This is a genomic window from Pseudoalteromonas sp. P1-30 (genome assembly GCF_001400005.1).
Lineage (GTDB): Bacteria > Pseudomonadota > Gammaproteobacteria > Enterobacterales > Alteromonadaceae > Pseudoalteromonas > Pseudoalteromonas atlantica.
Genome location: NZ_LKBC01000013.1, coordinates 127,762 through 141,420 on the forward strand (window position 1 = coordinate 127,762; position 13,659 = coordinate 141,420).

General features: G+C 41.9%; 13 protein-coding genes. 2 read left to right on the plus strand and 11 right to left on the minus strand.

All coding sequences use genetic code 11. The annotated features are described in order from the left end of the window. Positions 1-123: 123 nt before the first annotated feature. The 11 genes from hemB to AN395_RS16260 all read right to left on the minus strand — a co-directional run bounded on the left by hemB (position 124) and on the right by AN395_RS16260 (position 9,915). On the minus strand, positions 124-1,134 hold the full coding sequence (hemB, locus tag AN395_RS16210) for a porphobilinogen synthase (RefSeq protein ID WP_029772896.1): 1,011 nt from the start codon (positions 1,132-1,134) through the stop codon (positions 124-126). 12 nt (positions 1,135-1,146) lie between these two features. Beyond that, entirely contained in the window at positions 1,147-2,994 is a 1,848-nt protein-coding gene (locus AN395_RS16215; protein WP_054983612.1) for a diguanylate cyclase, read from the minus strand. Continuing rightward, positions 2,994-3,779 (minus strand): TatD family hydrolase, encoded by a 786-nt coding sequence (locus AN395_RS16220; protein WP_054983613.1) that lies wholly within the window; start codon positions 3,777-3,779, stop codon positions 2,994-2,996. Before AN395_RS16220 ends, AN395_RS16215 begins: the two co-directional genes overlap by 1 nt. Continuing rightward, the gene (locus AN395_RS16225) at positions 3,779-4,309 is read right to left on the minus strand and encodes a hypothetical protein (RefSeq protein WP_054983614.1); all 531 of its coding nucleotides are present in this window, start codon (positions 4,307-4,309) and stop codon (positions 3,779-3,781) included. Before AN395_RS16225 ends, AN395_RS16220 begins: the two co-directional genes overlap by 1 nt. A gap of 1 nt (position 4,310) precedes the next feature. Next, positions 4,311-5,051 (minus strand): twin-arginine translocase subunit TatC, encoded by a 741-nt coding sequence (gene tatC / locus AN395_RS16230; RefSeq protein WP_004587473.1) that lies wholly within the window; start codon positions 5,049-5,051, stop codon positions 4,311-4,313. 48 nt (positions 5,052-5,099) lie between these two features. After that, the gene (gene tatB, locus AN395_RS16235) at positions 5,100-5,423 is read right to left on the minus strand and encodes a Sec-independent protein translocase protein TatB (RefSeq protein ID WP_232423994.1); all 324 of its coding nucleotides are present in this window, start codon (positions 5,421-5,423) and stop codon (positions 5,100-5,102) included. A gap of 11 nt (positions 5,424-5,434) precedes the next feature. Continuing rightward, a complete protein-coding gene (gene tatA / locus AN395_RS16240; protein ID WP_004587475.1) occupies positions 5,435-5,689 on the minus strand; it encodes a Sec-independent protein translocase subunit TatA in 255 nt (84 codons plus the stop codon). Between the two features lie 79 nt (positions 5,690-5,768). Beyond that, positions 5,769-7,373, minus strand: a complete 1,605-nt coding sequence (gene ubiB, locus AN395_RS16245) for a ubiquinone biosynthesis regulatory protein kinase UbiB (protein WP_029772890.1) — start codon at positions 7,371-7,373, stop codon at positions 5,769-5,771. Between the two features lie 9 nt (positions 7,374-7,382). Then, a complete protein-coding gene (locus AN395_RS16250) occupies positions 7,383-8,066 on the minus strand; it encodes an SCP2 domain-containing protein (RefSeq protein WP_054983615.1) in 684 nt (227 codons plus the stop codon). 11 nt (positions 8,067-8,077) lie between these two features. Then, on the minus strand, positions 8,078-8,833 hold the full coding sequence (ubiE, locus tag AN395_RS16255) for a bifunctional demethylmenaquinone methyltransferase/2-methoxy-6-polyprenyl-1,4-benzoquinol methylase UbiE (RefSeq protein ID WP_004587478.1): 756 nt from the start codon (positions 8,831-8,833) through the stop codon (positions 8,078-8,080). A 95-nt stretch (positions 8,834-8,928) separates the two neighbouring features. Next, positions 8,929-9,915, minus strand: a complete 987-nt coding sequence (locus AN395_RS16260) for a GGDEF domain-containing protein (RefSeq protein WP_054983616.1) — start codon at positions 9,913-9,915, stop codon at positions 8,929-8,931. 355 nt (positions 9,916-10,270) lie between these two features. Here AN395_RS16260 and AN395_RS16265 point away from each other — a divergent pair, with 355 nt between their 5' ends. Together AN395_RS16265 and AN395_RS16270 are read left to right on the plus strand one after the other, a co-directional pair. Next, positions 10,271-12,049, plus strand: a complete 1,779-nt coding sequence (locus AN395_RS16265; RefSeq protein WP_054983617.1) for a DUF885 family protein — start codon at positions 10,271-10,273, stop codon at positions 12,047-12,049. A 96-nt stretch (positions 12,050-12,145) separates the two neighbouring features. After that, a complete protein-coding gene (locus tag AN395_RS16270; protein WP_004587481.1) occupies positions 12,146-13,627 on the plus strand; it encodes an FMN-binding glutamate synthase family protein in 1,482 nt (493 codons plus the stop codon). The last annotated feature ends 32 nt before the right edge of the window (positions 13,628-13,659 follow it).

The following is a 13,659-nucleotide window of genomic DNA, read 5'->3' on the forward strand; positions in this document are numbered from 1 at the left end:
TATTCCCGTGTATTTAAATCCCAAAATGGGACACCAGTTTAGGCAATCTAAATGACAAAAAGAATACAAATATGTTAATGATTGTAAAAAAATTAAGGCGGCGTACCGCCTTTGATAACATGTTTACTTATTTTGCAGCCATTGCGCGGCCTGCTTGGCAAAATACGTTAAAATACCATCCGCTCCGGCGCGTTTAAATGCCAGTAAAGATTCCATAATTGTGGCCTCTTCACTCAACCAGCCGTTATCGATTGCCGCTTTGTGCATTGCATATTCGCCACTGACCTGATATGCGAAAGTAGGTACACCAAATTCATCTTTAACACGACGAACAATATCAAGGTACGGCATACCGGGTTTCACCATCACCATGTCGGCGCCTTCTTGTAAATCAAGTGCCACTTCACGAATTGCCTCATCAGAGTTGGCAGGATCCATTTGATACGTTTTTTTGTCGGCCCCTTTCAAGTTACCTGCAGAGCCTACAGCGTCTCTAAACGGCCCGTAATAGCTAGAGGCATATTTAGCTGAGTAAGCCATTATGCGTGTGTGAATATGTCCATCTGCTTCAAGTGCTTCGCGAATAGCACCAATACGGCCATCCATCATGTCAGAGGGTGCAACCACATCTGCGCCTGCCTCGGCGTGCGAAAGCGCCTGCTTAACAAGAATTTCAGTGGTTATGTCATTAATTACATAACCTTCATCATCAATAATGCCGTCTTGGCCATGAGTAGTAAATGGGTCAAGGGCTACATCGGTAATAACCCCAAGCTCAGGAAAAGCTTCTTTTAAAGCACGAACTGTGCGTTGTGCTAAGCCATCTTCACTGTAGGCTTCTTCGGCCATCAAAGACTTTTTGTCAGCAGGGGTTACCGGAAAAATAGCGACGGCAGGTACACCTAAATCTACAAGCTCTTTAGCTTCTTCAAGCAATAAATCAATTGATAAACGCTCAATTCCTGGCATTGATTCAATTGCTTCGCGGCGGTTTTTACCTTCAAGTACAAATACCGGAAAAATTAAATCGTTTACCGATAGTTGGTTTTCGGCCATAAGACGGCGAGAAAAATCACTGCGGCGCATTCTACGCATGCGGGTATATGGGAAAAGGTCGAGTCCTGATTGGGCCATGTTACTAAGCTCCTACTGTGGAATTGGAAAACTAATTACTTGATTTCGGCCGTGTTGTTTAGCGAAATAGAGCGCTTTATCTGCGTCGTCTGTAAATAGCTCAGGGTTACTAATATCGTTTACTACAGCGCTGTTTACGCCAGCACTAATGGTTACTTTTACGGATGTTCCGGCTACGTTTACGGTATTACTCTCTACGGCTTGGCGAATTTTTTCAGCAATATCAACAGCCCCCTCTTTTGGAGTGTTAGGTAGCAAAACAACAAACTCTTCGCCGCCGTAGCGAGCCACTTCATCCAACGGGCGTTTTAAATGCTGTTTTATAATGTCGGCTACAGCGCGTATTACTTGGTCGCCGGTTAAGTGCCCGTAGTTATCATTTACGCGTTTAAACCGGTCTATATCGAGCATAATCATACTCAAAGGCGTTTGTTCACGCCGAGAGCGACGCAGTTCCATCACTAATTTTTTATCAAAAAAGCGACGATTTTTAACGCCACTCAGCGCGTCTTCCATATTAAGTAGCTCAAGCTCGCGGTTTTTATCTTCTAGTTCGCGCAAAGTGACTTGTAGCTCAAAGGTGCGCTCATCAACTAACGACTCTAATTCTTTTTGTGTTTGGGCTTGCAGCGCGAGTCGCTCATTTAATAGTGTATCTTGGGCTGCATTTTCAGCAATCAAGGTTTGTTGAGCAATAACTTGTTCATCACGCTCTAAAATAAAGCGCTTCATAACGCCATAACATAGGCAAAATGTACTACCAAAAAAGCATATAAAAACAAAAGCTAAGCTACTTCTACCTAAAGGATATAAGCCAAATACAGCAATAATAAGGTACACCATAACAAGTAAAAATAGCATGAGTGCAATTAGCAGTGCTTGAATTGGTTTTGAAGGCGCGTTTTGCTGGCAGATGTAGGCGTTTACCAAGCAATAAATAATAACAATCGGGCTCGCCAGTAAGCTAAATGGGGTAAACACTGTGCTAGGTAAAGCCCACATAAACAGCAGGCTAATTGCGTAAATATTAGCAACAATGGTTTGCCATTTTAGTAGTTTAGAGGCTTTAGGTTGGCACAGTTGTTTTTGTAGCGGCACAAAAGCAAGCGTAGTGAGCATTAGTAAAACAGGTATCATTACTTGCTGTAATGAAGGCGAATTTGGATGAAAATAACGAGCGCCAAAACCGCATAAATAAGCCAGAAGCACACCTAAGGTCAGCGTAATAATGCCTGCATAAGCAAAATACAACTTGCGCGAAAACCCATACAAAACCAAGCAACTTATGGCCAATGAAAATAAAAAACCAATGAGTAAGCCATAAATTAAATTAAGCTTACCTTTATGCGCTAGGTAGGCATCTGGTTGCCACAAAGTCAGCGGGATGCGTAGCCCAGCACTGTTGTTAACCTTCATTATTACGGTGCTAATACTATTTGCCGGCAGCCTCAAGGTTGCTAATAAAGATTCACTTTTTATTAGCCGTGATGAGAGCTTAAAGTTATCGCCAGTTTGCATGTGTGAGAGCAGTGCTGAATTATAAAAATGAAAAATTTGCGCTTCATTTAACAGCGGGTTATCGAGCGATAAAATAGGGCTTATATTGTTATTTAAGGTATTTTTAACTGTAAACTTGACCCATACAGGGCGTTGTTCAAACCCTAAATTTAATGGCTTATCACTTACTGTTTGCCAGTCGTTAACCTCATGGTAGGCATTGTTTGCTGTGGTGGGCGTAAACGAATAGCTCAGGGTGTCTATTTTTATTGCTTTAAAATTTTCAGAAATTACGGGGTTTGCAACACTGCAAAATGAACAAAGGAGCATAAATAGGCTAAATAGCGCCTTTGGGCTTGTCATTAGCGACCTGCTATATCAAATAAGCTATAAAAGTTAGCCGTACTATGGGTGGCAATAGTACTTGGTTCAACGTTATAAAGCTTAGCGAGTGTTTCACACACATAGCTAAGATAGGCGGGCTCATTTTTACGTGATTTTGGTTTAGGGGTTATTGTGCGTGGAATTAAAAAAGGCGCATCGGTTTCTATTAATAACCGCTCAAGCGGGATACTTGGCACCAATTGTTGCAATGCTTTACCGCGGCGCTCGTCACACACCCACCCAGTAATGCCAATATAAAGGCCTAATTCTAAATAATCTTTAAGTGCTTGGGCATTGCCTGTAAAGCAATGCAGCACACCACGTACGTTATAGTCAGCCAAAATATTTAGCATATCTTCGCTTGCGTCACGTTCGTGTAAGTAAACAGGTAGGTTTAGTTTTTCAGCTAACGCTAACTGGCGTTTTAATACGCTGCGCTGAATATCGCGAGGAGAAAAATCGCGATTATAATCAAGCCCACACTCACCAATGGCCACAACGCAATCGTTACTAGCAAGCTGCGTTAAAGTGGTTTCAAGTTCATCGGTGGCGTCTTTAGCGTCATGTGGATGCACGCCAGCAGTAGAAAACTGATTATATTGTTTTGCTAATGTAAGCGATTGTTCGCTACTAGGCACATCGCAGCCGATCAGTAACATAGCTTGCACGCCCGCGGCATTTGCGCGGGCAATAATAGCCTGATGCTCACCTTCAAACTGGTGATTGGTAAAATTAACGCCGGCATCAACTAACGTGTAGGTCATTACTGAGTGCGCTTCACACGGATTGAGCGGTTTTGACCATCTTTACGAAGTAAAAAAGAATTAAATACACCGCGGCTAATAACCACTGTGTCTGACTCTTTTAATTTAAGGCTGTCAGAGCCAATTTGACGCCATTGCTGATCGTTATCAAGGGTAATAATGAGCTCGCCATAAGGGGCTTTTCTAACTGATGATACTAATGCTGTGATATTTTCGTCTTTATCTTTAGTGATCTCTTTATGCTCAAGGCCAAAATCATCTGCTTTAGCAGCAGGCGCAGCTTTAGAAACAGCTGCAACAGGTGCACTTACGTTTGGCGATACATTGGTTACGGCTTTTGGTGGGGTAAGGGTTTTTTTCTCACTAGGTTTAGTAAGCGGTTTACCTGCCACTGTGTTGTCATAACATAGTAAACGGTTAAAGTCGTTTTCAATAAAGCTACATGCTTGCAAAGCTTGCACGTTAATTTCTTGCGCTGCAAACGTCGGTGCGCTTAGTAAAACCAGTAGTGAGAGTAGTTGTTTTTTCATTTTATTCCTCAGATTCCTGTTGTTCTTTAGCGCTATAAAATTTCGCTAAAATTAACCCTAGCTCAAATAAAAGCAGCATAGGAAGTGCTAATAGTGTTTGTGATAACACATCGGGCGGTGTTAAAAACATCGCCACAACAAATACACCAACCACAATATAAGGGCGTTTTTGCTTTAAACTCTGCGTGGTTGTAGCGCCACTCCAACATAGCAACATTATGGCTACGGGTATTTCAAACGCCACACCAAATGCAAAAAATAGCTTAAGTACAAATCCTAAATAGCTACTAATATCCGGTGCTAGGGTCATCATTTGCGGCCCTACACTAGTAAAAAAGCCTAATATAATAGGGAGCACTATAAAGTAGCAAAAAGCGATACCGCCATAAAATAGCAAAATACTCGAGGCCAAAATTGGCATTAGCATGCGTTTTTCGTGTTGGTATAAGCCAGGTGCTATAAATCCCCAAATTTGATGCAATATCCACGGAATAGCGCCAAACAAAGCAACAAATAGCGTTAGTTTAAACGGTGCAAAAAACGGTGCCGTAACATCGGTAGCTATCATAGTGGCAGTGCTTGGTAAATGTGCGACTAAAGGGGCGGCTACAAACTCATATATATCATTGGCGAAATACACAAGGCCAATAAATATCACTAAAATACTAAAAAGTGATTTAATAAGCCGATCGCGCAGCTCAATTAAGTGAGCGACGAACCCTGATTTAGCTTGTTCAGACATTATTTTTTATACCACGTAATAAGTTGACCACAAATAGGGGAATTAATTTCACTTTTTTTCATCGAGTTGTTCGTTAGATGACGTGCTTGAAGTGTTTTTATAGCTATGAGTAACCGACTGCGCTGCTTTTTGCAGTTCATCAACAGATTGTTGTAGCTCTGGGCTTAAATCTTTAAGCTCTTGTTGCTCTGCTTTTTTTAGGTTTTCGTGAAGCTCGTGTATGCGTAGCTCTTCACTCACTTCTGCTTTAACTGAGTTGGCCATCGACTTAACGGTTTTTACCCAGCGCATTACGGTGCGAATGGCAACCGGTAACCGCTCAGGGCCAAGTACCACTAGGCCAACAATAAAAACAACAACGAGCTCCCACATTCCCATATTGCTTAAACCTTAGTATCGTCTTTGGTTTTTTCAGTGCTTTGTGTCTGTGTTGGCGCTGCTTTTTGAGACTCTTGGATTTGCTCAGCTTTTTCGCTTTCAGTCTCTTTAGTTTGATCATCAGACATGGCTTTTTTAAACCCTTTTACTGCACCGCCTAAATCACCACCCATGCCGCGTAGTTTTTTAGTACCGAAAAGAAGTACGATAATCGCTAAAACAATCAATAATTGCCAAATACTAATGCCACCTAAACCCATGGTTATCTCCAACTGATAAATGCTTAAATGTTTATTTTAAGTACTAATTATACGCCCTGTGGCATAAATAGCACTTAGTTTATGTGTTACGCCACGCCACAATAAAGCTAATTGCAGACGCTGCTAATGTTACGCCTGCCGCTATGAGGTCGTGCTGCAGATAACACAGTGCCGATACAATCAGTGTAGCACTGCCAAATAGGCTAAGTACTAGCGCTTTGTGTGACACTTTACTTGGCTGAGAATGCTGCATTTGCGGACTACGTTTTAAATTTTGATAAATTAAATCAGGTAGTTCTGGCATTTTTTCAGCCCAAAATGGCAAGTTAGCATACATTTGTTTCATTACTGATAACGGTCCAACTTGTTGTTTTACCCAATCTTCTAAAAATGGCTTAGCGGTTTTCCACAAATCAAGCTGAGGATAAAGCTGACGCCCTAAGCCCTCAACGTATAATAACGTTTTTTGTAATAATACTAACTGCGGTTGTACTTGCATGTTAAAGCGGCGTGCGGTGTTAAATAAATTAACGAGTACATGGCCAAACGATATCTCAGCCAGCGGCTTATTAAATATAGGTTCGCACACGGTACGAATTGCAAATTCAAACTCTTCTATGCTGGTATCGGGCGGAACCCAGCCCGAGTCAACATGTAGCTGAGCAACTTGGCGGTAGTCACGATTAAAAAAGGCGATAAAGTTTTCTGCGAGGTAGCGTTTATCTTCTTTGTTTAATGTGCCAACAATGCCACAGTCGATACCAATATACATGGGGTTTTCAGGGTGCTCGCGAGAGACAAATATATTGCCAGGGTGCATATCAGCATGAAAAAAACTGTCTCTAAATACTTGGGTAAAAAACACTTCTACACCGCGCTCAGCGAGTAATTTCATATTGGTATTTTGCGCAATTAACGACTCAGTATCTGAGACCGGGATTCCGTAAATACGCTCCATAACCAAAACGTTACTGCGGCTATAATCGCTATAAACAGCCGGGATATATAACGAATCAGAGCCTTCAAAGTTACGCTTAAGTTGTATGCCATTTGCGCCTTCGCGCATTAAATCGAGCTCATCTAGCAAGGTTTTTTTATACTCTTTGACCACCTCGACAGGGCGTAACCTTTTTGCTTCGCTGTGTACATTGGCAAGCACTTTAGCGAGCTTTTCCATAAGTGCTAAGTCGGCATTAATTTGTGTTTTTATGTTTGGCCTAATCACTTTTATAACAACATCTTGGGTATTGTTATGGGCATCAACTAGCTTAGCAGTATGCACTTGCGCAATAGACGCTGAGGCCAATGGGGTTTGCGAAAACTCACTAAATAACTGGTTTATATCGCTGATTTCGAGCGCTTTTTCAATTATTTTTTGGGCAAGTTCGCCCTCAAAAGGCTCGACTTGGTCTTGCAAAAAAGCAAGCTCTAACGCAATGTCGTGAGGAAGTAAGTCTCGGCGGGTAGAAAGCATTTGGCCAAACTTAATCCACACTGGGCCAAGCTCTTGCAAGGCTAAGCGCAGGCGCAAGCCCGCTGGCTTATTTTTGTGCTGGTTACGTAACCAAAACAAGCTACCACGCGCAATTTTAGCGTACCAAGGTATTTTTTGTTTTGGTATTAACTCATCTAATCCGTAGCTAAGTAATGTTTTAGTGATGTAATACAATCGAGCAGTCGACACAAAAAATCCTTAGCGGCTGTTGGTGTTAGAAGAGTTGATTAATGCATTTATGCGTTGTTCAATAGCGGCCACTTGCCCTTTTAACACTCGGTTTTGTTGTTTAAATTGTTCAAGCTCTAAAGGGTGAATAGTTACAGCGAGCTCATCTTGGCATAGGCTGGTTAATGTGGTGCTAATTTGCTGACGTGCTTTACGCTCTTTACTACGTAAAGCGTTTAGCTGTATGTAAAGTTGTTGTGCGGGCGCATCGCCAATATAGTGCGATAGTTGCTCAGGCCAATCTATATCTAGCCCAGAAAATGCGGCGCTGTAAGCCTGAGCGACGTTTAAGTCGCCTTGCAGGTCTAGCTTATCTTGACGAATGAGCTGTGTAAGCATGGCTGGGTCTTTAAGCGCCATGAGTGTATCTATATCTGCGCTGATCATACACTCTGCGCTATCTTCATCGCTGGCACTGTAAAGGTGTAATAGTTTACCATCAAAGGTTAATACTATTTGCTGCTGCCAATTGCGGATTTCGACCTTTAATGATTTGTGCTTAACGGCACTGAGCTTATCTATTAAGGTGGCGTCGAGTTGCAGTACCTTATTAAGCACTCGCTCTATAAGCGAAAGTACAAAATTAGGTAACATAAAAAACTGCGAATCGGGTTTTGCTGCGACCACTTGCTCGCTTTTTTGCTCAAACGCCATAACTGCCTGCCTTAATATTTAAAACCACGGTGCAGTGCAACAATACCACCGGTTAGGTTTTGATACGTTGTTTGTTCAAAGCCTGCTTCTTCCATCATTGCTTTTAAGGTTTCTTGGTCTGGGTGCATACGAATCGACTCAGCTAAGTATTGGTATGACTCGCTATCGTTCGCCACTACTTTACCCATAGTTGGTAATAGATTGAACGAGTAAAAATCGTACGCTTTACTTAAAATTTCATGCTCAGGTTTGGAAAACTCTAATACTAATAAACGTCCACCTGGCTTTAATATACGGTACATAGAGCGCAGGGCTTTATCTTTATCGGTTACATTACGTAGGCCAAAGGCAATCGTGATCACATCAAAGCTGTTATCTGGAAATGGCAGCATTTCGGCATTCATTTGCACGTAGTCGATATTGCCAACTAAACCCAAGTTGTGCAGTTTTTCGCGGCCCACTTTTAACATTGATGAGTTAATGTCGCCTAAAACTACTTGGCCGGTGTCACCGACTAGCTGGCTAAATTTTGCTGTTAGGTCGCCAGTGCCGCCTGCTAAATCAAGGACGTGGTGGCCTTTGCGCACACCTGAGCTGGCTATAGTTTGACGTTTCCATAATCGATGTACACCAAAAGACATTAAATCGTTCATTACATCGTACTTTGCTGCAACCGAGTGAAATACGTCTGCAACCATTGAGGCTTTATCGTTTTCGGCTACGGTTTTATAGCCAAAATGCGTGGTCTTTTGCTCTGTTTCGTTCATGGTTAGTCTCTATCGTGGCAATAAAGACTAGTGTACTTGATTGTATACTGCAGGTGCAATTTGAATATGATTTATCAGGTAATTTAGCGTAAAACCTAGTGGCCAGCTGTAAAGCTACTTTGCCCCAGTGAGCGTGCTTTAAATGCCGCTTGCGAGGCTTTTTTAGCTAACATGTTAAAGTCATCATTTTCGAGTTGCTGCGCTATGCCTAAAGATAAGTTAATGCCAGGCAGCTTAGTGCCGCTTTTTGAGCTAACAAAACGAAGTTTTTCTACGCCATTACGCACTTTTTCAGCAATAACATTAGCGGTTTCGGGGTCTATATCTGGCAGTAATACGGTAAATTGGTCCTTTGCTGTGCGCCCAGGTAAACCACTTTGAAAGACATATTTTTTTACTTGTTTAGCTACTTTGTTCAAAATAACTTCGCCAATTATATCGCCGTAATTGTCTACAAAATGATCTAAATTATCTATTTGAATAGCAATTGCGCAAATTGATTTGTCTTGGTTGCTCCATAGTTGGGTTTGCTGTGTTAAATAATGACGTTTATACAGCCCCGTTTGTGAGTCAATAATGTGCTGCTTACGTAATTGCGCCAGCTGTTTTTGGGTTTTTTCGTGTAACTTTTTAGCTTTATATAGCTCGTGTTTAAAGTGCTTATGTTGCTCAAGTAACGTGGCTGATTGCGTGTTTAACGTATCGAGTGCTTGGCGGCTTTGCTCTATATTATTCTCATCAAGCGTGTGCATGCACTCACTTACTTGGCCGGCAAAGCTTACAATTTGTTTTTCGGTTGATTGCGCATTGCGCGATAGTGAATCAATAACCCCATTTACGTTATTAATCATTGCCACTTGCGTGGTATGCCCTTCGTTTAAAAACTCAAAGTAGAGTTGCTCAATTAAAATACTATCAATTTGGGCTTTATTAGTAATGGCCTCGTCTATGGCGTTATTTAGCTGAGGATTTACTTTACTAATATAGGTATAGGCAACGTGGTAATTTAACGGAGAGGGAGGCAGGGTATGACGTTCTAAAAACAGGCATACATTCGTCATTTTTTCTTGAGCTACAGCCATGGAATCATGGAACATCATTTTAACTACCAACTAAGTACGCATTAAATTACACATTAAAATAACTCTTCAATGAGGCGGCAATGCATCCAAGCTTTATTATTTTTTTACTACAATAATCGTTAACCAGGCTATTTAAAAGTAAAAACCAGTATTAGTGAACTTAAATTTTTACTTTTGCTGCCTAATAGCTGATTTTATCATCAAAGAGCACGTATTTAGCTTAATTTAGGCGGGTTCAGCTTATTTTACCCGCTCCAATTAAGCGTGTGTTATTGAGATTAATCGCATTTGTCTTGCTATTTACTCAGCCTACGATAGTTTTGTGAAATCTATTGTATGGTTAAGTAAAACTAAAATGAATTATTCCTTACCCCCGCGAATTTGCCGCACACTGCTTGTGCTATCACTTTTTGGCACGCTAAGCGCATGTACATTAACAAGCTCCAACGCAAACACACAATTTGAACAAGTGGCGCAAAGTATTGTTGATTACCGTAAACGTGTTAATCCCTACACTCAGCCTGAAGGGGTTGATGGCTATTTATTACCTAATTTATCGGCTGAATTTTTAAAGCAGCAATATGAGGAAAAAACAGCATTATTAAGTCGTTTAGATGCAATTGATAGCGATGAGCTTTCAAGTGAAAACAGTATTAACCTCAGTATTATTCGTGCGCAAGTACAAAACAGTGTTGATGAATACGTATTTAATGCGCACTACATGCCGCTAACTTCTGAGTATGGGTTCCATTCTAGCTTGTCTTATATGATTAATAGTTCGCAGTACAAGCAACCGCAACAGTTAGAAACGTATTTAGCCCGCCTTGAACAAGTGCCGCGCTTTTTTGAGCAAAACATACACTGGATGAAAAAGGGGCTCGAAACGGGACTTACTCAACCACAAGCGGTATTAGCTGGGTATGAAGACTCAATAAGCGCTTACATAGTGGATGATGTAACGCAGTCAGACTTTTACTCCCCGTTTAAAACGAACACGGCAGGGCTAAGTGAAAACGACTTTAAAGCGTTACAGCAAAAAGCCAAACGCATCATAAAAAATGATGTTATTGCCTCTTACAAAGCATATTTAACATTTTTTACTACGCAATATCAGCCAGGTGCACGCACTACGATTGGTATTTCGCAAACCCCTAATGGCAAGGCGTTTTATAAAAACCGCGCACAGTATTACACCACCACAAATATGAGCATTGATGAAATACATCAGCTGGGGTTATCTGAAGTGGCGCGTATCCGCAGTGAAATGCAGGAAATAATTAAAGAAGTAGGCTTTGAAGGCTCGTTTGCCGATTTTATCCACTTTTTACGTACCGATCCGCAATTTTACGCCACCACTCCAGAGCAGCTATTAAAAGAAGCTGCTTATATAGCTAAAAAAATGGACGCGCAGCTGCCTAAGTTATTTCATACACTGCCACGTATGCCCTATGGCGTTGCACCTGTACCTGCAAATATAGCCCCTAAATATACAACCGGTCGCTATGTTGGCTCGAGCCGAAGCGATCAAGCGGGTTATTATTGGGTAAATACATATGCGCTAGATAAGCGCCCATTGTATGTATTAGAGGCGCTGACCTTACACGAAGCCGTACCAGGGCATCATTTACAAATATCGCTTAATGCAGAGCTTGAAAACTTACCAAGCTACCGACGTGATGCCTACCTTTCGGCTTTTGGTGAAGGGTGGGGGCTTTATTCTGAATACTTAGGTATAGAAGCAGGCTTTTACCAAGACCCATACAGCCGATTTGGCCGTTTAACCTATGAAATGTGGCGTGCAGCTCGTTTAGTGGTTGATACAGGTATGCACATGTACGGCTGGAGCCGAGAGCGCGCTATGAACTTTATGAGCGAAAACACGGCGCTTTCATTACACAATGTTAAAACCGAAACCGACCGCTATATTTCGTGGCCGGGACAAGCTTTGTCGTACAAAATTGGCGAGCTGACTATCAAGCGTTTACGCACAGAGGCCGAGCAAGCGCTTGGGCCACGTTTTGATATTCGTGAGTTTCATCATCAAGTATTGCGTCATGGTTCTGTGCCGTTATCAGTGCTTGAAGAGCAAGTTCGTTTGTATATAAAAGCTGAGCTTGAAAACACGCAAAGCTAATTATCTAAAGGTATAAACCTTGAACAACGAAAGGTGTTGTGTCATTTTGACGCAACACCTTTTTTATTTTTAAAAACAGCCATCAAGGGGCCTTGGATGAGCGATTTTATTATTTTTAGTATTGATGTATTTGCGAGTATTTTTATTGTTGCATTAGGATTAATTGTACTTACCGTTATTGTTTTTTATTTTCGTGATATTACTCAAACAAAGCATGCAATTAGGCGAAATTACCCGGTTATTGGCCGCTTTAGGTACTTTTTTGAGCGCCAAGGCGAGTTTTTTAGGCAGTACTTTTTTGCCCTCGATAGAGAAGAAATGCCGTTTAACCGAGCAGAGCGCAGCTGGGTGTATCGCGCTGCAAAAGATGTCGATCGTACCGCGGCATTTGGCTCCACGCAAAGCTTAGAGGTAACAGGTACAGTGATGTTTATGAACTGTGCTTTTCCTACCTTAGATGAAGAGGCGCTGGACCCAAGTAATGTAACTTTAGGCCCTTATTGTAAAACGCCGTACACCACTAACTCATTGTTTAATATATCGGGAATGAGCTTTGGTGCGCTCTCAAAACCGGCTGTTAGAGCGTTATCAAAAGGGGCAAAATTAGCCGGCTGCTGGATGAATACTGGTGAAGGCGGGTTAAGCCCTTATCACTTAGAGGGCGGAGCCGATTTGGTGTTTCAAATTGGTACGGCCAAATATGGTGTGCGCGACGAGCTTGGAAATTTAAGTATCGATAAACTTAAAGAAATTGCGGCGCATAAAAACGTAAAAATGTTTGAGCTTAAATTAAGCCAAGGTGCCAAACCAGGTAAAGGCGGTATGTTACCTGGTAAAAAGGTTAATGCTGAAATTGCTAAAATAAGGGGCATCCCTGAGGGCAAAGATTCAATTAGCCCAAATGGGCACCCAGAAATCAAAAAGCCAAGCGACATATTAGATATGATTGCCACAGTGCGAAACGCCACAGGCAAACCTACCGGCTTTAAAGCCGTTATTGGTGATTACACTTGGCTAGAAACGCTATTTGCAGAAATAAACCATCGCGGGCTTGAATCAGCACCGGATTTTATCACTATTGATAGTGCCGATGGCGGTACGGGCGCAGCGCCACAACCCTTATTAGATTCGGTAGGTTTACCGCTACGCGAAAGCTTACCGCTGGTTGTTAATATGCTTGAAAAACATGGCTTAACAGGACGGGTTAAAGTCATTGTATCGGGTAAGTTAATTGTACCCTCTAAGGTGGCATGGGCGCTTGCTTTGGGGGCTGATTTTGTTGTTTCTGCGCGTGGTCATATGTTTGCGTTAGGCTGTATACAGGCCATGCAATGTAATAAAGACACCTGCCCAACCGGTGTAACTACCCATAACGAGCGGCTACAGCGTGGTTTAAATGTTGCCGATAAAGCTCAGCGGGTTGCCAATTATAATAAATATATTCATTACGGCGCTGGCTTAATTGCCCACTCATGCGGTGTAACAAGTGCGAGGGAATTAAGGCGCAAACACGTGCGTATAGTGCAAGAAAGTGGGCTGTCGGAGCCGCTCGATAAAATTTACGAAAACTACCAATAACGGTATTGGTAGTAAAAAAGGCGCTTTGGCGC